We start from the raw sequence: 22,440 nt of genomic DNA on the forward strand, positions 1-22,440 counted from the left end.
CATCTCCGGGGGCCTCTTGTTCATGTGCACTCGGCAGGATTCGAACCTGCAACCTTCTGATCCGTAGTCAGATGCTCTATCCGTTAAGCTACGAGTGCTTGTTTTTTCTTTTGTTCTCGTCTCCGCTTCCCGGCCCTTCGGCCCGTTCGCGGCGACAGGAAGAACATTACATGACTGCCGCCGCCATGTGAAATCCGTTGTCCGGACCCCTTGTGAGCTGCGGAAACTTCCTCGACAAGCACTTCTTCGACAAGCACCGAAGCCCCGGTCCAGGAGGACCGGGGCTTCGGATCAAGCTGCGGAGGCGGAGGGATTTGAACCCTCGATGGGATTTAAGTCCCAAACCGCATTAGCAGTGCGGCGCCATAGACCGGACTAGGCGACGCCTCCAGCTTGCACACCTGCGCGAGCGGGGGTGCGTGCAGATGATGACACAGCCAGTGGGTGTGTCACCAATCGCGGCACCCACGGTACTAGGCGTGCAGCCCGCAGGGCAAAGCGTTACGGGGCACCGCAACATCCCGGGGCGAACGGCGTTAGTCCCGTAGAGCCAACCGTCCCGACGTACCCGTGGAGCCAGAAATGCTGCGTCGTCTCGTCCTCACTGCCGCCGCCTCCGTCGCCGCGCTGTCCGCCCTGCCGGCCACCGCCCAGGCCACCGCGGACGCGCCCCTCTCCCCTCCCACCGACCACCTCACCGTCACGGTCACCGGTTCGGGTGGCGCGGGCGACGGTACGTACGAACTGAACTGTCACCCGACGGGCGGCACCCACCCGGACGCGGCGAAGGCGTGCGAGCGGCTCCGGGAAGTCACCGTCTGGGGGACCGACCCGTTCGCGCCCGTGCCCAAGGACTCGATGTGCACGATGCAGTACGGCGGACCCGCCACCGCGCACGTCACGGGAACCTGGCAGGGCCGGCCGGTCGACGCGACGTACGACCGCAGCAACGGCTGCGAGATCTCGCGGTGGGACGGTCTCGTACCGGTGCTGCCCGCGACCTCCGCGTGACCAGGCGGTACTGAAAACTCACATCTTCTGCGTGCGACCTCCCTCTCATCCGGCGTCGCGCCCACAACCACTCCCCGTAGACTCCCTCCCGTGACACGCCACGGGCCGAGGGGCAAAATGGCTCGGGCGAGTCGGCAAGCAGCGGTAACCAGGGAGGAAGCGTCGTCGTGAGCAGCAGGCCATCCCGAGGCGCTGCTCGCCTCGCAGCCATACTCGACGCCCTCCCGGACGCGCTGGTCCTCGTCAACGCCAACGGCACGGTCGTGAACGCCAACGCCATCGCGCTGGAGGCGTTCGAGGCACCCGGCACCGCGCTCGTGGGGCGCGGTCTGCTCGACCTGCTGCCGCAGTTCGACTCCCGGCTCATCCCCGGCTCCATGCGGCGCCCGGACACCATCGACGAGCGCGGCCGCACGAAGCCGACCCGGATGATCGCCCGGCGCACGGACGGCATCGAGTTCCCCGTCGAGGTCACGAGTTCCCCGCTGGAGGACGGCAGGGCCGCCTACGACCAGCACGGGTACACGGGCGACGAACTGCTCATGCTCGTCGTACGCGACCTTTCGGGCACCGTGGACACCGAGGCCGAACTGGCGCGTTCGCAGCGGCAGACCGAGATGATCCTGCGCGCCGCGGCCGAGGGCGTCGTCGGCACGGACACCGACGGACGCGTCGTGCTCGTCAACCCGGCCGCCGCCCAGATACTGGGCTTCCGGGCGAGCGACCTCGGCGGGCAGGAACTGCACCCGCTGGTCCTGCACTCTCGTGCCGACGGCGAGCCGTTCCCGTACGAGGAGTCCCCGCTCGCCGACACCCTTCGCTCCGGACGCAAGCACCGGGTGCGCGGGCAGGTCCTGTGGTCCAAGAGCGGCGCCAAGGTGCCCGTCGACCTGACGACGTCGCCCGTGCGCGACGGCGACCAGCTGGTCGGCGCGGTGATGACCTTCACCGACCGCAGGCCGTACGACGAGCTGAACGAGAAGTACGAGGCGGCCCTCGCCCGGCACGAGGAGGAGCTCGCCGCCGCGGCGGCGGAGCGCGCCGCCGAGATCAAGGCCGCCGAGGAACAGCGGGCCGAGGAGCTCGCCGCCGAGCAGGAGCGGTACGCGGCGCTCGCCGAGCGCGAGAAGGACCGCTTCGAAGAGCTCGCCGAACGCGAGAAGACGCGCTACGAGACGCTGGCCGCGCGCCACGAGCAGCTGCTCGCCGTCCTCGGCTCGTCGCTGCGCGGGCCCCTGGACGAGCTGCGCCGCGAACTGAACGCGCTCGCCTCGGACGACGCGGGCCAGCTGTGGCCCGAGGCCAACCAGGTCCTGCACCACCTGTCCGCCGGGTACGCCCGGATGACCACGCTCGTCGACAACGTCCTCGGCTACCAGCTGCTCGACGCGGGCGACGAGCAGCTCTCCCGTACGCCGGTCCTGCTCGACGCGGTCGTCGCCGCCGGAGTGGAGGGCGCGGTCGAGCTGATCGGGCCCGGACGCGCCCAGTTCGCGGTGCACGCCCCGCCGATCGAGCTCATGGCCGACGCGGGGCGGCTCGCCACGGCCCTCGCCCACCTCGTCGCAGACGTGGCGGGCATCGACGCGACCGGCAACGCGCGCTCGGACGTCGGCGCGGGCGTCTCCGGCGGCTATGTGGACTCGACGATCGTCGTCGCCGCCGCCCAGCGCGGCGAGGTCGTCCGCATCGAGGTGCGGGGGCCGTTCGCCGGTGGTGACCCGGTGCACGAGCCGATCGTGCGGGGCATCGTGCGGGCGCACGGAGGCGTGCTGCAGACGCACGAGGTGCCGGGCATGGGCGGTAGTGCGTATGTGCTTGAGGTGCCGATCGGGGCGGTTGGTGCGGGTGGCAGGGCCGGGGCGGCCGGTGCAGCTGGTGCGGTCGGTGCAGCTGGTGCGGGTTCCGGCGAGGGTGACGGTGGGGCGGTCGTCGTTCCTGCGCAGGCGTCTGGGCCCGCGGGTCCGGGTGCGGGCGCGGGTGCGGGTGCGGGTGCGGGTTCCGGCGCGGGTTCGGGTGCGGGTGGGCGTCGGCGGGCTCGGCGGCCCTCGACGGACTCCTTCCTGGAGAGCGCGGCCGCGGGCGCGACGGACACGGACGCCGGGACGGCGGGTGCCGGGGAGGCCGGTGCCGGGGCAGGTGCCGCGCCCGGCGGTACGGGGCGGCGTCGGGGGCGGCGAGCGGCGGAGGCCTCTCCGGAGAGCCTCGGCGGGTCCGTGGCCACGGATCTCGTGGGCCCGCGGATGGGCGGGCCCGGTGTGACAGCGCAGGACCCGTCGCCGTCGCCGTCGTCGTCTCCGTCGCCGTCGTCGTCTCCGTCGCCGGAGGCGTCGGGTGGTGCCGCCAGTGGCGGTACGGGACGACGACGCGGTCGGCCGAGCGCGGCCGAGGGTGCCGTGATGACGGCGGCGGAACACGCGGCCGGATCCGCCGCGTTGGGCGAGACGGTGCCGCCGCAGGGCGTGCCCGTGCCCGGCACGGCGACGGGACGGCGTGCCCGGCGCGTCGGCGAGCAGCACGCGCTGCCCGCGCTGGCCTCCGGCCCCGCGGAGGTGCCCGGTGCGGGGCAGGACGAGGGCGCGGGGAAGCCCACGGGACGGCGTGCCCGGCGTGCGCTGGCCGCCGCCAAGGAACGTGCCGCCGCCGAAGAGGCGAACAACGGACGCGTCTTCGCGCTGCCGCCCGCCACGGCCGACCGCGTCCCGGGTCAGGAGTACGCCGGTCAGGAGTACTCGGGTCAGGAGTACGCCGGTCAGGAGAGCGCGGCCGTCCAGGGTGACGGCGTACAGGCTGCCCAGAGCGGCGGCGTACAGGGCGGCGCCGGGCACCATGCGGCGGCCGTACCCGGGGCGGACGACCACACCCCGCCGCAGCCGCACCCGACGCAGGCCCCGACGGGCCGCCGCTCCCGCCAGGCCGCTCCGGCGCCGACGGCCCCCTCGGACCAGGCGACACCCGCCCAGGAACCGCAGCCGTGGCCCGACGGCACGACTCCGCCCGGTGGCGTGCCCGCGCAGGGCACCCCGCCCTCCGCCGGTACTCCCGCCCACGGCATCCCGACGCCGGGCCGGGGCGCCGCGCTCCCGCCCGAGCGCGGCACGCAGGCACGGGCGGCCCAGCCGCTGCCCGCCGAGGCCGCGCCCGGGACGTCCGGTGACCCCAACTCGACGCAGGGGCGTGCCATAAGCGTGCGTACGCTCGGGCAGGGCGTGCCGTTCGGCCAGCGGATCGCCGAGCAGCAGGCGGGCCGGCAGCAGGGTGCGCCGCAGGGCGGTGCCGCCGTTCCCGGTCAGGGCCGACCGCAGCAGCCGCAGCAGTCGCACCAGGCCGCCCCGCAAACGCAACAGGCACCACAGGCGCAACAGCCGCCCCGGGCCCCCCATGGTGCCCGGTCACCGCAGCCCGCCCAACCGCCGCAGCCCGGCCAACCGCCGCAGGCTCCGCAGCCCCCGGCGGCCGCCTCGGCGGGGCCGATGCCGGTGCCGGCACCGGAGGCGCCCGCCCCCGGCGGCCCCACCGCCGCCCCCCAGTCACAGCCGCAGACGCTCGGCGGCTCGGGGCGCAGGCGCAGGCTGTCCACGCCGCCCGACCCCGCGGCCGACGAACGCCCCGAGACCTCGGCGCGCCCGCACCCGCTGCCTCAGCCGCTGCCCCAACCCCAGCCCCAGCCCCAGCAGCCGGGGGCTCCGGCGCAGGCGCAGCACCCGCAGTCCCGTATCGCGTCGGCGTCCGAGGGCGCCGGTCGTTCGTACGCGATCGGCGCCCCTGACGAGGACGCCGACGAGGGCCCGGAGCCGCTCGACGGGCCCGGCGGTGCCGTGGAGGTCGCGAACCAGCCGCAGCCCCAGCCCATGGACGACGAACTGCCGCCCGAGCCGCTGGACAACCCGCGCCGCCTCCTGGTGTGGCCCGCGCCGGACGTCACCACGCAGCAGGCGCTGAGCGACCGCGGCTACCGGCCGGTGATCGTGCACTCCCGCGAGGAGGTCGACGCGCAGATCGCGGCGTTCCCCGCGGCGCTGTTCGTGGACCCGCTGACCGGGCCGATCACGCGCACGGCGCTTCAGTCGCTGCGGCAGGCCGCCGTGGCGGCCGAGGTGCCCGTCCTCGTGACGGCGGGTCTCGGGCAGGCGACGCGCGAGGCGGCGTACGGCGCCGATCCCGCCGTACTCCTGAAGGCCCTCGCACCGCGCGACAGCGAGCAGCACCCCTCGCGCGTCCTGCTCATCGAGGAGCACGAGGAGATCGCGCTCGCCCTGACGGCCACGCTGGAGCGGCGCGGCATGCAGGTCGCGCGGGCCGAGAGCGACGCGGACGCGGTGACGCTCGCGGCGCAGATGCGGCCGAACCTGGTGGTGATGGACCTGCTGCAGGTACGTCGCCGCCGGGCCGGGATCGTCGACTGGCTGCGCGCGAACGGCCAGTTGAACCGCACTCCACTGGTCGTCTACACCGCGGCCGTCGACGAGACGGAACTCCCGAAGCTGGCCGCGGGCGAGACCGTCCTGTTCCTGGCCGAGCGGTCCACGAGCGCGGAGGTACAGGGCCGGATCGTGGACCTGCTGGCGAAGATCGGCACGAACTAGCACGCCCCGGCGCGAGCCGACACGGGCCAGCGGGATGGCACGACCCGGTGCGAGCCGGCACGAACCGGCGGGCTGACGTCGCGTCAGAGTTTCGTGACGTCCAGTTCCCCGTCGGCGTACTGCCTGCGCAGGACCTTCTTGTCGAACTTGCCGACGCTGGTCTTCGGGACCGCGGGGATGACCGTCCAGCGCTCCGGGAGCTGCCACTTGGCGATGCGTCCGGCGAGGAAGTCGCGCAGGGACGCGTAGTCGGCCGTCGCGCCTTCGCGCAGCACCACGGTGGCGAGGGGGCGCTCGCCCCACTTGTCGTCGGGGACGGCGACGACCGCGGCCTCGGCCACGTCCGGGTGGGACATCAGGGCGTTCTCCAGCTCCACGGAGGAGATCCACTCGCCGCCCGACTTGATGACGTCCTTGGCGCGGTCGGTGAGCGTCAGGAAACCGTCGGCCGTGATGACGCCGACGTCGCCGGTCTTCAGCCAGCCGTCGTCGCTGAACTTGTCCTCGGGGCGCAGGACGTCGCCGCCCGCGCCGCCGTAGTAGGCGCCCGCGATCCAGGGGCCGCGCACCTCCAGCTCACCGGCCGACGTACCGTCCCACGGCAGGTGTTCGCCGCCGGGACCGACCAGGCGGGCCTCGACGGATGCGGGGAAGCGGCCCTGCGTGAGCCGGTAGCCGAACTCCTCCTCGGTGCCCGCCGCGTGGGCCGGCGGGCGGGCGACCGTGCCGAGCGGGGACGTCTCCGTCATGCCCCAGGCGTGACAGACGCGCATGCCGAGCTTGTCGAAGGCCTCCATGAGGGAGGGCGGGCAGGCGGAGCCGCCGATGGTGACCTGGCCGAGGGAGCTGACGTTGCGCGGCTTCGCGGTGAGCTCGGCGAGCAGACCCTGCCAGATGGTGGGGACGGCCGCCGCGTGCGTGGGCCGCTCCTTCTCGATCATCTCGGCGAGCGGCGCGGGCTGCAGGAAACGGTCCGGCATCAGCATGTTCACGCCGGTCATGAGGGTGGCGTGCGGCAGCCCCCACGCGTTGACGTGGAACTGCGGGACGACGACCAGCGTCGTGTCCGCGTCCGTGAGCCCCATCGACTGGGCCATGTTGACCTGCATGGAGTGCAGGTAGATGGAGCGGTGGGAGTAGACGACGCCCTTGGGGTCGCCGGTGGTGCCGGAGGTGTAGCACATGGCGGCGGCGGTGCGCTCGTCCAGCTCGGGCCAGTCGTACGCGGTGGGCTTCCCGGCGAGCAGTTCCTCGTACTCGTGCACCTGGGCGTGCGACCCCGCCAGGAGCGAGCGGTCGCCGGGACCCGAGACGACGAGGTGCTCCACGCTGGTCAGCTGCGGCAGGAGCGGCGCGAGCAGCCCGAGGAGGGAGCCGTTGACGATGATGACGCGGTCGGCGGCGTGGTTGACGATCCACACCAGCTGGTCGGCGGGCAGCCGCAGGTTGAGGGTGTGCAGTATCGCGCCCATACAGGGCACGGCGTAGTACGCCTCGACGTGCTCGGCGTTGTTCCACATGAAGGTCGCGACGCGCTCGTCGTCCGTGACGCCGAGGTCCTCGCGCAGGGCGTGCGCGAGCTGCGCCGTGCGCTCCCCGATCTCGCGGAAGCTGCGCCGCTGCGGCTCGCCTTCACCGGTCCAGGTCGTGACCTGCGAGGTCCCGTGCACGGTCATGCCGTGCCTGAGAATGCGGGTGACGGTCAGCGGTACGTCCTGCATCGTGCTCAGCACGGCGTCCTCCTGATGCGACATCGCCTGGACATCGCCTGCGCGGCGGTAAGGGGGCTGCGCTGATTCTGCGCGCATACCGCGCGGTATGTCACTAGTCCAGAGGATGATCGATCATCGCCGCACCGCGCCCACGAGGTCCGCTCAGCGGACCGGCGTCAGCTCCGGGTCCTCGCGGAGCTTGCCGAGCGCGCGCGAGACCGCGCTCTTGACGGTGCCGATGGACACCCCGAGCACCTCGGCGGTCTGCGCCTCGCTCAGATCCTCGTAATACCTGAGGACGACCATCGCCCGCTGCCGCGCCGGCAGCTTCATGATCGCGCGCCACATCGCGTCGCGGAGCACCTGCTGCTCGGCCGGGTCCCCCGCCGGCGTCACCTCCGGCTCCGGCAGCTCGTCGCACGCGAACTCGTCGACCTTCCGCTTGCGCCACTGCGACGTACGCGTGTTCAGCAGGGCGCGGCGCACATAGCCGTCGAGCGCCCGGTGGTCCTCGATCCGGTCCCACGCCACATACGTCTTGGTGAGCGCGGTCTGCAGCAGGTCCTCGGCATCGCTCGGGTTCGCGGTCAGCGAGCGGGCGGTGCGCAGCAGTACGGGCTGGCGTGCCCGTACGTAGGACGCGAACGACGGGTAGGCGGAGGGCCCGTTGGCCCTCGTCGGACCCGTGCCCCGCGTCGCGGCCTTCGATGCGCTGGTGCACACGGTCACCATGGATGCGGTCATGGCTCCACGCTAGAAGCGCCCCCTACTTCAGCGGATCGGCCGCAGGTCCCGAAGCCGTGTCCGCCTCAGGTTGTACGAGTGGGGCTGGCTCCACCTCCTACAGGTGGAGGAGACGGAGCGGCCCCTGAGGGTTCACCCCTGAGAACCGCCCCGGCCCGCCGCGCCCCCGGGACCCGCGCCCGGTCTAGCCGATGCGCGCCACGGGCGCGTGCATCAGGTTGCGGTCGATCACCAGCGTCCGCCCGCCGTGCTTCTCCTTCTTGTTTCCCGCGTACTGGTGGATACGCCGTGCCGGACGCCACGCGTCACCCGCCAGCGCGGGCTCCCGGTACAGGTGGGGCTTGGTGTGCCAGCGCGCGAACCACATCACCGACGGCAGATCCCGCACGCCCGCCCGCCGTGCCGCCTCCATGTGCCGCACCCCGGAGTCGGCGCTGCTGTAGAACCCGGGAACGTAGCCGAGACGGCGCACCTCGCGGTCCCAGGACCTGACGAAGGAGAGCGTCGTCGCCGCGCAGCCCTTCTTCCGGTAGGTGTACGCCTCCATGTCCAGGTAGAGCGGACTGCGCTGCCGGACCCCGATGGCCTTCGCCGCGCGTACCGCGTCGCCTCCCTCCTTCTTCCCCTGCTCCCAGGGGCGCTTCCCGATACGGACGTGCTTCTTGTTCTTCGCGACGACGCACGGCGACTGCGACCCCACGTACACCGGCAGGACCCGCCAGCCCATCTCCTTCACGGCACGCATCCAGGCGTGGTTCAGATGCGGCTGCCGCCGGCAGGCCCGGCCACGGCCGCCGTAGTACACGCCGACGGCCCGGTACTTGGAGTCGCGCCAACGCCGCATCGTGTCGGTGGACTGGGTGAGGCAGGTGTCGAAGGCCCAACCGCGGAAGGTCGTCACCCCGGCGGGCGCCCCAGCGGCGGGGCGGTCGGAGGTGGTGGAGCGGTCGGACGCGGTGGAGCGGTCGGACGCGGCACCCGGCGGTGACGCGGTCAGGTCCATGGTCATGGCCGTCAGGACGAGGACGAATCCAATGATCATCTTTCGGATACGCATACGGCGAGTGAAAGCCCGCCGACCCGCCCCGCCGCCGGGACACGCGCCACGTTCAGCCGTCCGACCCCAGAATCAGCCCCGATGTGGGGACTCCCGTGCCCGCGGTGACCAGCGTGCGCGCGGCGCCGGGTATCTGGTTCACGGAGGTGCCGCGCACCTGCCGGACCGCCTCCGCTATGCCGTTCATCCCGTGGAGGTAGGCCTCCCCCAGCTGCCCGCCGTGCGTGTTCAGAGGCAGCCGCGCCCCGGCCACGAAGTCCGCGGCCTCCCCCGGCCCGCAGAACCCGAACTCCTCCAGTTGCATCAGCACGAACGGGGTGAAGTGGTCGTAGAGGATCCCCACGTCGATGTCCGAGGGAGCAAGACCCGACGTACGCCACAGCTGCTTCGCCACCACCCCCATCTCCGGCAGTCCCGTCAGATCGTCGCGGTAGAAGCCGGTCATCTGCTCCTGTGCCCGGCCCGCGCCCTGGGCCGCCGCGGCGATCACTGCCGGCGGCTGCCGGAGGTCACGGGCCCGCTCCGCGCTCGTGACGACGATCGCCTGGGCGCCGTCCGTCTCCTGGCAGCAGTCCAGGAGCCGCAGGGGTTCGACGATCCAGCGGGAAGCGGCATGGTCCTCCAACGTGATCGGTTTGCCGTGGAAGTACGCCGCCGGGTTCGTGGCCGCGTACTTCCGGTCCATGACGGCCACGTGCCCGAAGACCTCCGGCGCCAGGCCGTACGTGTGCAGGTAGCGCCGGGCCGCCATCGCCACCCAGGAGGCGGGGGTCAGCAGGCCGAACGGGAGGGCCCAGCCGAGCGCGGCGCCTTCGGCGGAGGGTTCGCGCCGCTGCACCCCGGAGCCGAATCTGCGCCCGGAGCGTTCGTTGAACGCGCGGTAGCAGACGACCACCTCGGCCACCCCGGTCGCCACGGCCAGGGCCGCCTGCTGGACGGTGGCGCAGGCCGCGCCGCCGCCGTAGTGGACGCGGGAGAAGAAGGACAGCTCCCCCATGCCTGCCGCCTGGGCGACCGTGATCTCCGGGTTGGTGTCCATGGTGAAGGTGACCATGCCGTCGACGTCGTCCGGGGTGAGGCCTGCGTCCTCCAGTGCCGCGCCGACCGCCTCCACGGCCAGTTTGAGCTCGCTGCGGCCCGAGTCCTTGGAGAACTCCGTCGCCCCTATGCCGACGATCGCGGCCTTGCCTCCGAGGCGGTCGCGGGAGCGGATACTCATGCGGGGCCTCCCGTTCCGGGGCGCTCGGGCCCCTGGGGCACGGCCACCGTGACCGTGCCGGTGACGTGGTTGCCGATGCCGTTGGCGCCGACGACCCTGACCACGGCCGTCGCCTCTTCGGGAGAGGACTCGACCTGCTCGACGGTCCCGCGCAACACCATCGTGTCGCCGGGATAGTTGGGCGCCCCCAGCCGGATCGCCACCTTCCGCAGCACGGCCGTCGGCCCGAAGTGGTCCGTGATGTACCGCCCGACCAGGCCGTTCGTCGTCAGGATGTTCATGAAGATGTCGGGGGAGCCCTTGGCCCGCGCGAGCTCCGCGTCGTGGTGCACGTCCTGGTAGTCCCGGGACGCGATCGCCCCGGAGACGATCAGCGTGCGGGTGATCGGGATCTCCAGCGGAGCGAGCTCCTCACCTTGCGCCGTTCTCGTCATACGCCCCCCCTTGCGCTGTGATCAACTCGCCCAGTTCCTGCAGTACTTCGCTTCCGCACCCCAGATACGCGTCCAGCTGGCGCCCCCACAGAAAGTGCCGGTGCACGGGGTGGTCCAGGTCGGCTCCCGCGCCTCCGTGCAGGTGCTGGCCCGCGTGGACGACGCGTTTGCCCGCCTCCGACGCCCACCACGCGGCGGTGAGCGCGTGCGTGCCGTACGGCAGGCCGGCGTCCCTGCGCCAGGCCGCCTCGTAGGCCGTGACACGTATGGCCTCCGTGTCCATATGGGCGTCGGCCGCCCGCAGTTGCACGGCCTGCTTCGCGGCGAGGGGACGGCCGAACTGTTCCCGCTCGTTCGTGTGGGCCACCGCGCGGGCCAGCGATCCCGCGCACACCCCGGCCTGCAGCCCCGCGAACGCGGTCCGCGCGCCCGCCAGCACGTCCTCGTACGCCCCGGGGCCGCCCGGACCCCCCAGACGCTCCCCGGGCGTGCCGTCGAGGACGAGCCGTCCCGCCGCCCATGGCGCGGTCAGCTCCACCGGCTCCACCCGCGCGTCGGCGACCCGCACCAGCCACAGGGTGCGGTCGTCCGTCGCCACCAGGACGACCGACGCATCCCGCAACCACGGCACCCACCCGACTGTCCCGGTCAGCGTCCCGTCCGCCGCCGTTGTCCCGTACGCCGAGTCCGCCCCGCCCGCCGACGCCGTCACACCGCCCCGCGCCGGAAACGCCCCCGTCGCGACCGCGCTCCCCTGGCGGAGCGCGGGCAACAGCCGGTCCCGCTGTTCCGCTGTGCCGTGCGCGGCGACCGCCAGCACCCCGAAGACACAGCTCGCCGCGAACGGAACCTGCGCCGTCACCCGCCCCTGCTCCTCCAGAAGCAGCACGAGCCCGAGCAGCCCGATGTCCTCCACCGCGCCCGGCAGCCCGGCCGCGCACAACGCCTTCCACAACTCGGCGTCCGCACCGGTGCCCGCCGCCGCGAGCCGCTCCGGTGTGGCCAGGTCGGCGAAGATCTCCGCGGCGAGGTCACGCGCGGCGGCCTGCTCCTCCGTGGGCGTGAAGTCCATGTCAGCCCCCGCCTCTCACGTCGCCCGCGTCACCCGCGCCGCCCCGGAACACCGGGAGCTCCACGTCCGCGTCCACTCGCAGGAACTCCAGCCGCACGGGCATCCCTATCCGCACCTTGTCGTACGGCACCCCGACGATGCTGCTGACGATCCGGACGCCCTCGGCCAGCTCGACCAAGCCCACGGCGTAGGGCGGGTCGAACGCGGGGAAAGGCGGGTGGTGCATCACCACGTACGAATAGACCGTGCCCTCACCGCCCGCCTCGACCGTGTCCCACTCGGGCGAGCCGCAGGCGTTGCAGCCGGGCAGCCAGGGGAAGCGGAGCGTGCCGCAGCCACCGCAGCGCTGGATCAGCAACCGGTGTCCGGCGACACCCTCCCAGAACCCCGCGTTGTCACGGTTGATGACCGGACGTGGCCGCCTGGCCTTCGATTCCGGCTTGGCCTCCGGCTTCGGCTCCTGCACCGGCGTCAGCTCCGGCTTCGGTCCGGGCTCCGGTCTCCGTTCCGCCGGGGCGTACTTGAGGATGCGGAAGCGATGTGTCCCCGCGAGCTCGCCCCCCGCGTGGACGTCCATCCGGGTCGTGACGAAGTGCCCCGTCCCCAGCTTGGTCGTCTTGCGTTCCGACACCGACTCGATCACCGCGTCGAACGTGACCTCGTCGCCGGGGCGCAGCGCACGCACGTACTCCTGCTCGCAGTCCGTGGCGACCACCGAGGTGTACCCGGCGCCGTCGAGCAGGGCGAACAACGCGTCGTACGCCGACGAGCGGCCGTCGTGACCGGAGAGGCCGCCCATCGTCCAGACCTGCAGCATCGTCGCGGGCGCCACCGGGTCCGCCCCCGCATAGGCGGGGTTGGTGTCGCCCAGCGCCTCGCACCAATGCCTGATCATGGGCGCGTTGACCGGGTCCTTGCCACGGCCCGCCTCCGCCGCGACCCTGCCCTCGAACGCCCGCAACTCCCCGTAAGGGATCTCCTCCGCCGTCGTCCCCCGGTCGAGTCCCGTGCCCTTCACCGCCGCCCCCTCCGCATGCCGAGCCGCATCGTCGCGACGATCTCGCGCTGCACCTCGCTCACCCCGCCCCCGAACGTATTGATCTGCGCGGCCCTGTTCATCCGCTCCAGTTCGCCGTCCCCGAGACCGCCCGGCGAACCGGCCCTCACCAGCCCCGCCTCGCCCGCGATCTCCTGACACATTCGGTACACCTCAACCGCCGACTCGGTTCCCACGAACTTCACGCCGCTCGCGTCGCCGGGGGCCAGTCGGCCCGCCTCCACATCCCCCACCAAACGCCAGTTGAGCAGGCGTAGTGCCGCGAGCCGCGCATGCGCTTCGGCCAGCCTCGATCGCACCCACGGGGCGTCAATCCGGCGCTCGCCCGTCACCGGATCGGGTGTACGTGCCCGGTCGAGCGCCGCCTCGTAGAAATCCTCGGCCTGCATGCCGATGGCGGCGAGCGCCACCCGCTCGTGGTTGAGCTGATTGGTGATGAGACCCCAGCCGCCGTTCTCCTCGCCGACGAGGTTCGCGGCCGGTACGCGGATCCCGTCGTAGTACGTCGCCGTCGTCGTCAGTCCGCCCACCGTGTCGATCGGGGTCCAGGAGAAGCCGGGGGCGTCGGTCGGGACGAGGATGATGGATATGCCCTGGTGTTTGGGGGCGTCGGGGCCAGTACGGCAGGCCAGCCAGATCCAGTCGGCGTTCTGCGCGTTCGAGGTGAAGATCTTCTGACCGTCGATCCGCCAGTCGGTGCCGTCGCGCACGGCTCTGGTCCGCAGTGCCGCCAGGTCGGTGCCGGCGGACGGTTCGCTGTAGCCGATCGCGAAGGCGAGGTCGCCGCTGAGGATGCGGGGCAGGAAGGCGGCCTTCTGCTCCTCCGTCCCGTACTTCATGAGGGTCGGCCCGACGGTGTTCAGAGTGACCATGGAGACGGGGGCACCGGCGCGGCAGGCCTCGTCGAAGAACACGAACTGTTCGTCGGCGCTGCGGCCTTGGCCGCCGTACTCGACGGGCCACCCGAGGCCGAGCATGCCGTCGGCGCCGATCCGTCGCAGGAGGCGACGCCGCCCCTCGGTGTCCGTGCCGTGGGGCGGCCCGTCCGGCATCACGTCCCGGAAGTACGTGCGCAGGTCGGCGCGGAGTCGGCGTTGGCGTTCGGTGGGGGCGAGGTGCACGGGGGGCGGACCTCTCCTTCTCATACCGATGGGTTCCTGACGGACCCCTGGCGGGGTTCCTGACGGATCCCTGACGTGATTTCTGACTGTCCGTCAGAAAACGCGCCGGTGTCAAGAGATCCGCAGCGGTCCACCGCGCCGCACCCCTGAAGCCCCACCACGCCCCGGACAGGCCGGTCCGGGGGAACCGAAGTGCCCTGGACACACCTGTGCGGCGGCACCGAAGTACCGCCGCACAGGGTGCGTCACACCCCACAGTTCACTGATGCACCGCCCCGGGAGGCGTCCCGATCACCTCCCGGGGCCACCGGCTCACCAGAGCTGGGCGAAGTTGACCGCGACGTTCTCGTTCGACTGGTCGATCGCCGTGAACGCGGAGCCGTTCACCTGCGCGGTGTTGTTCTGGTTGGAAGCACCGTTGCCGACGGCCTGCTGCTGCGTGGTGGACGAGTTGCCCGAGTTGTCGTCACCGACGCCGCTTCCGTTCACGGTCGCCACACCGGCGTTCGATCCGTTGTTCGCGAAGGCGCCGTTGTCGGCCGACGCGACGCCCGAGAAGAGCGCGGCAGCCAGCGGCACGGCAGCGGCGGCGGCGATGATGCGGGCGGTACGGATGCTTGCCATGTCTTTTCCTCCAGAGCAGGTGGCACGCGTCGGCCGGAGCCGGACGTACCGGAAGTACGGCTGTTGTCCGGGCAGTTGGCCGACCGCCTCGGAGTGCTGCACAACGTCGCGAGTCCAGAGTTGCCCACCGAATCCCCGGCGAACCACCCCGGAAGCCGCGATTCGCCCGCAAGCGTGAGGTCATGTCGATAAACCCGCCGCGCGCCCCACGGGCTGATCCACGACCTCTGCCGAGCGCCGCCGGGTCGCAGTTCACCCCAAGCGCCGCAAGCGCAGAAGCGTTACGCCACCAGTCGCCTGCCACCCCGTCCGCCGGGGCGCCGCCCTACCGGAGCACCCCATTCCGGGTCTTCCCCCCGTCGCATCCTCTTCCCTTCTTCGAACAGGTGTACGAGCATGGAGCCATGGCCACCACCGACCGCCATACCACCACCCTCGCGCTCGCCCACGCTCTGTCCGCCGCCGAGCGCGGGCTCGCGGTGATCCCGCTCTCGCGCTCCAAACTTCCCGCCCTGCGCTCCCCCCACCACGGCGACCCCCACCCCACGGCTCTCTGCCACGGCGAATGCGGCCGCCCGGGACACGGGGTGTACGACGCGTCGACGGACCCGCGACGCATCCGTGAGCTCTTCGCCGCGGCCCCCTGGGCCAGCGGGTACGGCATCGCCTGCGGGTTGCCGCCGCACCATCTGATCGGCATCGACCTGGACACCAAGACCGGTACGGACGCGTCGGCGGGCCTGCGCGAGCTGGCGCTGCGCCACCTCTTCACGATCCCCGGCACCGTCGTCGTGATCACGCCCAGCGGAGGGCGCCACATCTGGCTGGCGGGCCCGCCGGACGTCGTGATCCCCAACTCGGCGGGCCGGCTCGCCCCCGGCATCGACATCAGGGGCGCGGGCGGCTACCTGGTGGGCCCCGGCTCCCGTACGGAACACGGCGTCTACAGCACCGTTCCCGGCACGGCCCATCTGCCGCCCGCCCCCTGTCCGCCCGCCCTACTGCGCCTGCTCACCCCCTCGCGCCGCGCACACCGGCACACACCCCCGCACTCCGCGCCGTCGCCCGGAACGCATCCGTCCCCGGATCCCACCCCGCACCAACAGGGCCAGGGCCTGGTCCAGTTCGTACTCGCCGCACACGAGGGCCAACGCAACACCCGCCTCTTCTGGGCGGCCTGCCGCGCCTACGAGAACGGCATCGGCGAAACCCTGTCCCCGCACCTCATCGACGCCGCGGTCTGCGTCGGCCTCACCGAACGCGAGGCCCGCTCGACCATCGCCTCAGCGGCCCGCCTCACGGGCCATGCGTGAGCCACGCGCATGAGCCACGCGCGCGGGGAGCCAGAAACGCGCGGGAACACGAAAAAGGGTGCCTCTTCGAAGAGGCACCCTTTCTGGTCGGCAACCACACCGGACCACAGGCGGTGGGTGTGGGATTTGAACCCACGGTGGCGTGAACCACGACGGTTTTCAAGACCGTTCCCTTAGGCCGCTCGGGCAACCCACCCCGCGCCGTCGTCCACCGGCAACAGGACCGGAACCGGACGGCGCGGGGACAAGACTAGCGGGTCAGCTGTCGCCCTTGCGCTGGCCCAGCGTCACGTCGACCGTGTGCTCCTTGCCGTCGCGCTCATAAGTGATCTTGACCTTGTCGCCGGGCTTGTGGGTCCAGATCTGGCCGATCAGGGTCGGGCCGCTGTCGATCACCATGTCGTCCAGCTTCGTGATGACGTCGCCGGGCTTCAGGCCCGCCTTGTCCGCCGGGCCGTTCGGCGTGACCGGCTCCGAACCGCTCACGGCCTCGCGGGAGATCGTCGCGCCGTTCGCGCCCTCCTGCTGGAGGGAGACCGAGGCACCGATGACGGGGTAGACCGGCTGGCCGGTCTTGATCAGCTGCTGCGCGACCTGCTTGGCCTGGTTGACCGGGATCGCGAAGCCCAGGCCGATGGAGCCGGACTGCCCCTGGCCGCCGAGGCCGCCGCCGCTCTCGGCCGGCTTGATCGCGGAGTTGATGCCGATGACCGCGCCGCGCGCGTCCAGGAGCGGGCCTCCGGAGTTGCCGGGGTTGATGGAGGCGTCGGTCTGCAACGCGCTCATGTACGAGCTCTTGCCGCTCTGACCGCCGTCGCTGGAGGTCACCGGGCGGTGCTTCGCGCTGATGATGCCGGTGGTGACCGTGTTCGAGAGGCCGAAGGGCGCGCCGATCGCGATGGTCGAGTCGCCGACGGCCACCCGGTCGGAGTTGCCGAGCTTGAGCGGCTGCAGGCCGGAGGGGGCGTTCTTGAGCTTGATGACCGCCACGTCGTACCCCTCGGCACGGCCGACGACCTCCGCGGCGTACTTCTTGCCGTTCGAGAACGTCACCTGGAGCTTGCCGCCCTCGGCTGCCGACGCCACGACGTGGTTGTTGGTGAGGATGTGGCCCTGCGTGTCGTAGACGAAGCCGGTGCCCGTGCCGCCCTCGCCGCCGCCGCTCTGCGCCTCGATGGTGACGACGCTCGGCAGCGCCTTGTTCGCGATGTCGGAGACCGAGCCGGGCTCGCGCTTCAGGTCGGCGGGCGTGTCGGGGGCCGAGACCGTCGTCGAACTCGTGTCGCTGTCACCGCGCTCGGCCGCCCAGTAGCCGACGCCGCCGCCGATGCCGCCCGCGATCAGGGCCGCCGCGAGCACCGCGGCGACCAGACCGCCGCGCCGGCCGCCGGGCTTCGGTTCCTGCGGGTGGTACGAGGCGCCCCAGCCCGAACCGGAGCCGCCTTCCGTGGCGTACGACGGCACAGCGGGCGGCTGCGGCGGCGGCCAGTTCCCGGCACCGGACGCGGCCTGCGGGGCGGCCTGCGGCGCGCCGTGGTGGGCCGCGCCGTGCGGTGCGCTCTGGTGGGCCGCGCCGTGCGGTGCGCTCTGGTGGGCCGCGCCGTGCGGCGCTCCGTGAGGCGCCGCCGAGGGGGCGTGCGCGGGAGCGGACGGCGCCGCCTCGGGCCCCTGCTGCCCGGCGGCCCCACCGGACGCGGAGGCTCCGGCGGCACCGCTCACGGAACCGGATCCTGTGAAGTCTGCGGGAACAGCGGGAGCGTCCACCGGCGCGGGGGGCGCGGACGGGGCCTGGGGTACCTCGTTGCCCTCGTTCTCGGTGCTCACAGCTCTTCTCCTCGGTCCATGCTGTCGTTGCGTGCGTTCTCGGTCACGGCCTTGCGGTGTCGGCTGTGCGGACCCTGCGGCTGTACGCGGCCGTCACGCGGTCGCACGGTCACAGTCGCAGTTGTCTGCAGTCAGCTTTTCCCATGGGCTGTCAGGGCACCATAAGCCGATCCTGTGTGTCCGGCGCCCCGGCAGGGCCTCGCCCGGCGAGCCTCCGGGTACCCCGTGATGGCACCATGACGCGGTGACCCTCGCACGACAGCACCAGATTCAGGTCGTCGCCCACCGCGGAGCGTCCGAGGACGCTCCCGAGCACACGCTGGCCGCCTACAAGAAGGCGGTCGAGGACGGTGCCGACGCCCTCGAATGCGATGTACGGCTCACCGCCGACGGCCACCTCGTCTGTGTCCACGACAGGCGCGTCAACCGTACGTCGAACGGGCGCGGCGCCGTCTCCGCCCTCGAACTGGCCGACCTCGCCGCCCTGGACTTCGGCTCCTGGAAGAAGCACCACGGAGAGGCCGAGGAGGACCCCGACTGGGCGTCCGCCACGGGCGAGGACACCGGGGCGGACACCTCGGTCCTGACCCTGGAACGGCTCCTCGAGCTCGTGGCCGAAAGCAATGCTTCGGGCCGTCGCGTACGCCTCGCGATCGAGACCAAACACCCCACCCGCTGGGCGGGACAGGTGGAGGAGCGCCTGCTCCTGCTCCTGAAGCGGTTCGGCCTGGACGCGCCGCCCCCGGAGGGCCCTTCGCCGGTACGTGTCATGAGCTTCTCGGCGCGTTCCCTGCACCGTGTCCGGGCCGCTTCCCCGACGCTGCCGACCGTTTACCTGATGCAGTTCATCTCGCCGCGCCACCGCGACGGACGCCTCCCCGAGGGAGTGCGCATCGCTGGTCCGGCCATGCGGATCCTGCGCAGCCACCCTTCGTACGTCGCGAAGCTGAGGCGTGCGGGACACCAGGTGCACGTATGGACGGTGAACGAGCCGGAGGACGTCGAGCTCTGCGCCGAGCTGGGTGTCGATGCGATCATCACCAACCGCCCCAAGCAGGTTCTGTCACAGCTGAATCAGCTGGGACTCCATTAACTCCGGTTACAGGGAGTGCACCGGCGCGTTCGGTCCGTATTCGATCGTCACGAGTGCGTCACCGGACGTGGGTTGGCCGGTTTCCGGTCCAGTCCATTGGGGCATCCACACCGTGGCGTGGGGCGAAGGAGGTCTCGGGGGTGGCGTTGGTGGTGGCACGGGAGGTGCCCACGTCGTCGAGCATGGCCGTTCCCCATGGCCCTGCGGGCGTGGGGGAAGCAAGGCATCACATGCGCAATCAGCTGCGCATGAGCGGGGTGTCCGAATCGGTCGTCGACGATGCCGTACTGATCCTGTCGGAATTGCTCAGCAACGCCTGCCGGCACGGCAGGCCGCTGGGCCGAGGAATGGTCGGCGACGGCGACGTGCGCGTGGCGTGGCACGTCGACGAGGCGGGCCGTCTGACGGTCGAGGTGACGGACGGCGGCGGCCCGACCCGCCCGGTGCCGGCCACTCCGTCGGTGACGGCGCACGGCGGCCGGGGACTCAACATCATCACGGCGCTCTCCGACGCCTGGGGCGTCCGCGACGACGTGCACGGCGAGGTCACCGTGTGGGCCGTCGTGCAAGGAGGGCACCACCACGAGGATTTCGCTACGCGCGTCGCCGCCCCGTCGGCGGCCGCGATATCCGAGCTCGCCTTCGTGGACCCCTTCGACGATCTGGACTGAATCCGCGAACGGCTAGGCTCGCGCCCGTACGGAAGAGTGCAACAGAGCCGCAGCCGGGAGACACCCAGATGGCCAAGAAGCGCCCTCAGACCAAGGGCAAGCAGCAGTCGCAGGTCAAGGACGGAGCCCGCACCGGCGGCGCTGAGAACTATCCGGTCGTCGGCGCCCGTGAGCCCTGCCCGTGCGGCTCGGGCCGGCGCTACAAGGCGTGTCACGGCCGGGCCGCCGCGCACGCGGTGACCGAGCTGGTCCAGCGCCCGTTCGAGGGGCTGCCCGGCGAGTGCGACTGGATCGCGCTGCGCGAGCTGGTGCCCGCTGCCACGGTCGAGCTGACCCTCAAGGGCGGGCTGCCCGACGGCATTCCGTCGGTGTCCCTCGCCACGGTGCTGCCGATGGCGTGGCCCGCGCTGCGCCGCGACGACGGTTCGGTTCTGCTCGGTCTGCAGAACGACACTGCGTCCGGCGACATCAGCCGCGACCTGGCCGACACCTTGCAGCGCGCCCTTGAGGCCGAGCCGGGTACGCCGGTGAAGGGCCGCCGCGCTCCGGCCGACGGCCCGCGACTGCAGGACCTGATCGACCCGGAGGGCCGTTTCGAGCCGGTCGTGCACGCGGGCTTCGAGTTCTGGGTGCCGGACGCGGAGAACGCCACGCCGGAGGTGACCGCCTCCCTCGAACGGGCGAACGATGCCGCCATTCCGACGGTGAAGCTGACCGGCGTGGACGCCGCGTACTGGTGCGAGACGCCGGACAAGAACCATCTGCGCTGGGTCATGCCGCACCCCGAGGAGCAGCTCCTCGACGCGCTGGCCCGGCTGCACGCGGCCGGTACGTCGAGCCTCGGCGAGGGCACCCGCCTCGTCGGTTCCTTCCGTGCGCACGGTCTGACCGTCCCGGTGTGGGACCTGCCGACCGGTGTCTCGGCGGCGGATGTCGAGAAGCCCGCGGCGGAGTTCGCCGAGCGGCTCGCGACGGCACTCTCCTCGCAGACCCCGCTGACCGCGGACGAGCGCCGCGCGCGCGGGGGCCTCACCAACCGCCAGGTCACCCTCAGCTGACCTCACCGCACCCACGCGTACCGTCCCGTAGCGACTGACGCGCCAGTCAGTCGGCACGAGTGTGAACGGAAGCGGTGACTCCAGTCACAACTCCCCGTAGCGGTAAGTAAATCCCTGTCCGGATAACTGGGATCGAATTTGCCAAGAGCCGATCTCTTGTTACCGTTCAGATAGCCCGGTTGCTGGTGCATCCCCCGTCGCCAGCAACCGGGCCCTTTCGTGCCCTGGACCCGGTCGACGGTTCAACTGCCCTGCGAGGGCGCCGAGTTGCTGCCCGAGCGCAGCAGCAGCCCGCCCGTCTCGCCCGCCGCGTACTCCGCCACCGCCGAGTACGCCGCCGCGCCGCCCGCCGTCCGCTCGTGCGGGGTCTCGCACGCTGCCGGTTCGTCCCCCGCCTCCACCTCGCAGTGCATCTGCACGGTGCGTCCGCCGGGGCCCATCAGGGTCAGGACGGCGGTCAGCTCGTCGCCGGTGGCATTGCGGTAATAGGTACGCGCCCAGGTGTCGCGGCCCAGGGTGAGCACACAGGTCTGCGCCTCGATGCCGTCGGGCGAGGAGAGTTCGGGGCCGCACCGTGAGGTGGTCTCCGCGCGCGGCTCCGAAGGGGCGTTCGAAGGGTCGGTTGTGGGGGTGGGGAGGGGCGACTTCGCGTCACCGTCGCCCACGGGCCCCGCGGACGCCCCGGCGAGCGGCAGGAGAACCGTGACGGCCGCGACGCCCAGGAGCATGATCAGGCGGGGTTGCATGAGCCGAAGATAACGACAGTGGGCGCGCGGCCCGCTCGCCGCGCGCCCAATTCCCCTACAACTCGGGCGCGCTCACACCCGTACGAGTGAGGGCGTCGACGACGGCGTCCACGACCGCCTCGACGTCCGGCACCCAGGGGGCGGCGGAGCCGGGCAGCGGCGCGCGCTCCCAGCGGACCGGGCCCTGGCCGGTCACGGAGGGCGGCAGGGCGATGTAACCCCCCTCGCCGTGGAAGCGGAGGGAACCCGGGACGTAGTCCTTTGCGTAGAGGAGCTCGCCCAACTGGGCCATGGAGTACGGCGCGACGAGGATGTGGAGTCTGGCGTCGGTGGCGACCACCGGGCCGAGCCGGATGCCCGCCTCGTCGAGCGCGGCGAGGGCGCGCGCCCCGGCTTCCGCGGGGAGGCTGACGGCGCACGGGGCGCGGTCTCCGGTGGCGAGGACGATGGGCGCGCCGGGTCGGTTGGTCCACCACCAGCGGACCATCCGCTCGTCGGTGGTGGCGGCGAGGAGGCCGGGGTCGAGGGGGTGCGCGCCCGGTACCGCGCAGTCGGGGTCGGGGCAGGCGCACCGGGTGCCGTCGCGCCGGTCGAGACCGACGCCTGGCAGTACGGGCCACCGCCATGCGGTCGCGAAGGTCAGAGCCGCGCCGAGCTGTCCGGCGCTCCGGCCGGGCTTCCTTCCGATTCGCCAGGACAGGAGCCTGCGTCGCCTTCCGAGGATCTCGCGCATGAGCGCTCGTTCCTTTCCGTTGCACGCCGGCGTTAGCCGGGGAGACTGCGGGCCACATCACACCATGTGTGGATCACTTCGCTGTACGTACGAGCTGGCACATCTGCACCCAGCCTGCGGCATGGGGAACCACTCTGAACCGAGCGTTGACGTGGCGTGGGGTGGCGGCGCCTGGCGTTTGCCGTCCCGCGATATTGCTTGCCGCCTCCGCCACGGGAGGATGGGGCACGGTCGTCGTGAGTTAGGACGCCCGGGCCCTTCGACAGGTTCCGGATCGGTCCCAACTGCCCCTGGCCATCACTGAGTACGTACCCAGCGCGACCACTGCAACGCTTTACCGAACAACGTCAGTCGATCCTAATATG

At 72.0% G+C, this 22,440-nt stretch carries 18 protein-coding genes and 3 tRNA genes; 6 read left to right on the forward strand and 15 right to left on the reverse strand.

Annotation, left to right across the window (positions count from 1 at the left end):
* Positions 1–25: 25 nt before the first annotated feature.
* A tRNA-Arg gene (locus DEJ47_RS18525) sits at positions 26–98 on the reverse strand.
* Positions 99–299: 201 nt separating this feature from the next.
* Positions 300–390 (reverse strand) — tRNA-Ser (locus DEJ47_RS18530).
* Between the two features lie 192 nt (positions 391–582).
* Here DEJ47_RS18530 and DEJ47_RS18535 point away from each other — a divergent pair.
* Both DEJ47_RS18535 and DEJ47_RS18540 read left to right on the forward strand, forming a co-directional pair.
* Entirely contained in the window at positions 583–1,011 is a 429-nt protein-coding gene (locus tag DEJ47_RS18535) for an SSI family serine proteinase inhibitor (protein WP_150169750.1), read from the forward strand.
* 167 nt (positions 1,012–1,178) lie between these two features.
* A complete protein-coding gene (locus tag DEJ47_RS18540; protein ID WP_150169752.1) occupies positions 1,179–5,597 on the forward strand; it encodes a PAS domain-containing protein in 4,419 nt (1,472 codons plus the stop codon).
* Between the two features lie 83 nt (positions 5,598–5,680).
* On the opposite strand, the gene DEJ47_RS18545 is transcribed toward DEJ47_RS18540, so the two are convergent.
* The 9 genes from DEJ47_RS18545 to DEJ47_RS18585 form a co-directional block, all read right to left on the reverse strand.
* A complete protein-coding gene (locus tag DEJ47_RS18545) occupies positions 5,681–7,351 on the reverse strand; it encodes a long-chain fatty acid--CoA ligase (RefSeq protein ID WP_150169754.1) in 1,671 nt (556 codons plus the stop codon).
* Positions 7,352–7,471: 120 nt separating this feature from the next.
* On the reverse strand, positions 7,472–8,053 hold the full coding sequence (locus DEJ47_RS18550) for a SigE family RNA polymerase sigma factor (protein WP_398336092.1): 582 nt from the start codon (positions 8,051–8,053) through the stop codon (positions 7,472–7,474).
* 184 nt (positions 8,054–8,237) lie between these two features.
* Positions 8,238–9,110, reverse strand: coding sequence for a DUF1906 domain-containing protein (locus tag DEJ47_RS18555; RefSeq protein WP_150169756.1), 873 nt, complete (start codon positions 9,108–9,110; stop codon positions 8,238–8,240).
* 52 nt (positions 9,111–9,162) lie between these two features.
* On the reverse strand, positions 9,163–10,329 hold the full coding sequence (locus DEJ47_RS18560) for a lipid-transfer protein (protein WP_150169758.1): 1,167 nt from the start codon (positions 10,327–10,329) through the stop codon (positions 9,163–9,165).
* On the reverse strand, positions 10,326–10,763 hold the full coding sequence (locus tag DEJ47_RS18565; protein ID WP_150169760.1) for a MaoC family dehydratase: 438 nt from the start codon (positions 10,761–10,763) through the stop codon (positions 10,326–10,328). Before DEJ47_RS18565 ends, DEJ47_RS18560 begins: the two co-directional genes overlap by 4 nt.
* Positions 10,741–11,835, reverse strand: a complete 1,095-nt coding sequence (locus DEJ47_RS18570) for an acyl-CoA dehydrogenase family protein (protein ID WP_150169762.1) — start codon at positions 11,833–11,835, stop codon at positions 10,741–10,743. The genes DEJ47_RS18565 and DEJ47_RS18570 overlap by 23 nt, the downstream gene beginning before the upstream one ends.
* Before the next feature lies 1 nt (position 11,836).
* On the reverse strand, positions 11,837–12,853 hold the full coding sequence (locus DEJ47_RS18575; protein WP_190415457.1) for a bifunctional MaoC family dehydratase N-terminal/OB-fold nucleic acid binding domain-containing protein: 1,017 nt from the start codon (positions 12,851–12,853) through the stop codon (positions 11,837–11,839).
* Complete coding sequence (locus tag DEJ47_RS18580; protein ID WP_150169764.1) at positions 12,850–14,013, reverse strand: acyl-CoA dehydrogenase family protein; 1,164 nt, start codon at positions 14,011–14,013, stop codon at positions 12,850–12,852. Before DEJ47_RS18580 ends, DEJ47_RS18575 begins: the two co-directional genes overlap by 4 nt.
* 312 nt (positions 14,014–14,325) lie before the next feature.
* The gene (locus tag DEJ47_RS18585) at positions 14,326–14,637 is read right to left on the reverse strand and encodes a hypothetical protein (protein WP_150169766.1); all 312 of its coding nucleotides are present in this window, start codon (positions 14,635–14,637) and stop codon (positions 14,326–14,328) included.
* A gap of 404 nt (positions 14,638–15,041) precedes the next feature.
* Here DEJ47_RS18585 and DEJ47_RS18590 point away from each other — a divergent pair, with 404 nt between their 5' ends.
* Positions 15,042–15,950 (forward strand): bifunctional DNA primase/polymerase, encoded by a 909-nt coding sequence (locus DEJ47_RS18590; protein ID WP_150169768.1) that lies wholly within the window; start codon positions 15,042–15,044, stop codon positions 15,948–15,950.
* A gap of 111 nt (positions 15,951–16,061) precedes the next feature.
* On the opposite strand, the gene DEJ47_RS18595 is transcribed toward DEJ47_RS18590, so the two are convergent.
* Both DEJ47_RS18595 and DEJ47_RS18600 read right to left on the reverse strand, forming a co-directional pair.
* Positions 16,062–16,146, reverse strand: a tRNA-Ser gene (locus tag DEJ47_RS18595).
* A 62-nt stretch (positions 16,147–16,208) separates the two neighbouring features.
* Positions 16,209–17,774 carry a S1C family serine protease gene (locus DEJ47_RS18600; RefSeq protein ID WP_150169770.1) on the reverse strand — a complete coding sequence of 522 codons (1,566 nt, stop codon included), beginning with the start codon at positions 17,772–17,774 and terminating at the stop codon, positions 16,209–16,211.
* Between the two features lie 244 nt (positions 17,775–18,018).
* Between DEJ47_RS18600 and DEJ47_RS18605 the strand changes: the two genes are divergently transcribed.
* The 3 genes from DEJ47_RS18605 (at position 18,019) to DEJ47_RS18615 (ending at position 20,596) form a co-directional block, all read left to right on the forward strand.
* The gene (locus DEJ47_RS18605; RefSeq protein ID WP_150169772.1) at positions 18,019–18,867 is read left to right on the forward strand and encodes a glycerophosphodiester phosphodiesterase; all 849 of its coding nucleotides are present in this window, start codon (positions 18,019–18,021) and stop codon (positions 18,865–18,867) included.
* Positions 18,868–18,920: 53 nt separating this feature from the next.
* On the forward strand, positions 18,921–19,538 hold the full coding sequence (locus DEJ47_RS18610; RefSeq protein ID WP_150169774.1) for an ATP-binding protein: 618 nt from the start codon (positions 18,921–18,923) through the stop codon (positions 19,536–19,538).
* A 68-nt stretch (positions 19,539–19,606) separates the two neighbouring features.
* Positions 19,607–20,596 (forward strand): DUF5926 family protein, encoded by a 990-nt coding sequence (locus DEJ47_RS18615; RefSeq protein ID WP_150169776.1) that lies wholly within the window; start codon positions 19,607–19,609, stop codon positions 20,594–20,596.
* Positions 20,597–20,838: 242 nt separating this feature from the next.
* On the opposite strand, the gene DEJ47_RS18620 is transcribed toward DEJ47_RS18615, so the two are convergent.
* Positions 20,839–21,342 carry a hypothetical protein gene (locus tag DEJ47_RS18620; RefSeq protein WP_150169778.1) on the reverse strand — a complete coding sequence of 168 codons (504 nt, stop codon included), beginning with the start codon at positions 21,340–21,342 and terminating at the stop codon, positions 20,839–20,841.
* Positions 21,343–21,397: 55 nt separating this feature from the next.
* Positions 21,398–22,075, reverse strand: coding sequence for a bifunctional DNA primase/polymerase (locus DEJ47_RS18625; protein ID WP_150169780.1), 678 nt, complete (start codon positions 22,073–22,075; stop codon positions 21,398–21,400).
* Positions 22,076–22,440 lie beyond the last annotated feature (365 nt).

Origin of the sequence: Streptomyces venezuelae (genome assembly GCF_008642355.1) — a bacterium.
Taxonomy (GTDB): Bacteria; Actinomycetota; Actinomycetes; order Streptomycetales; family Streptomycetaceae; genus Streptomyces; species Streptomyces venezuelae_B.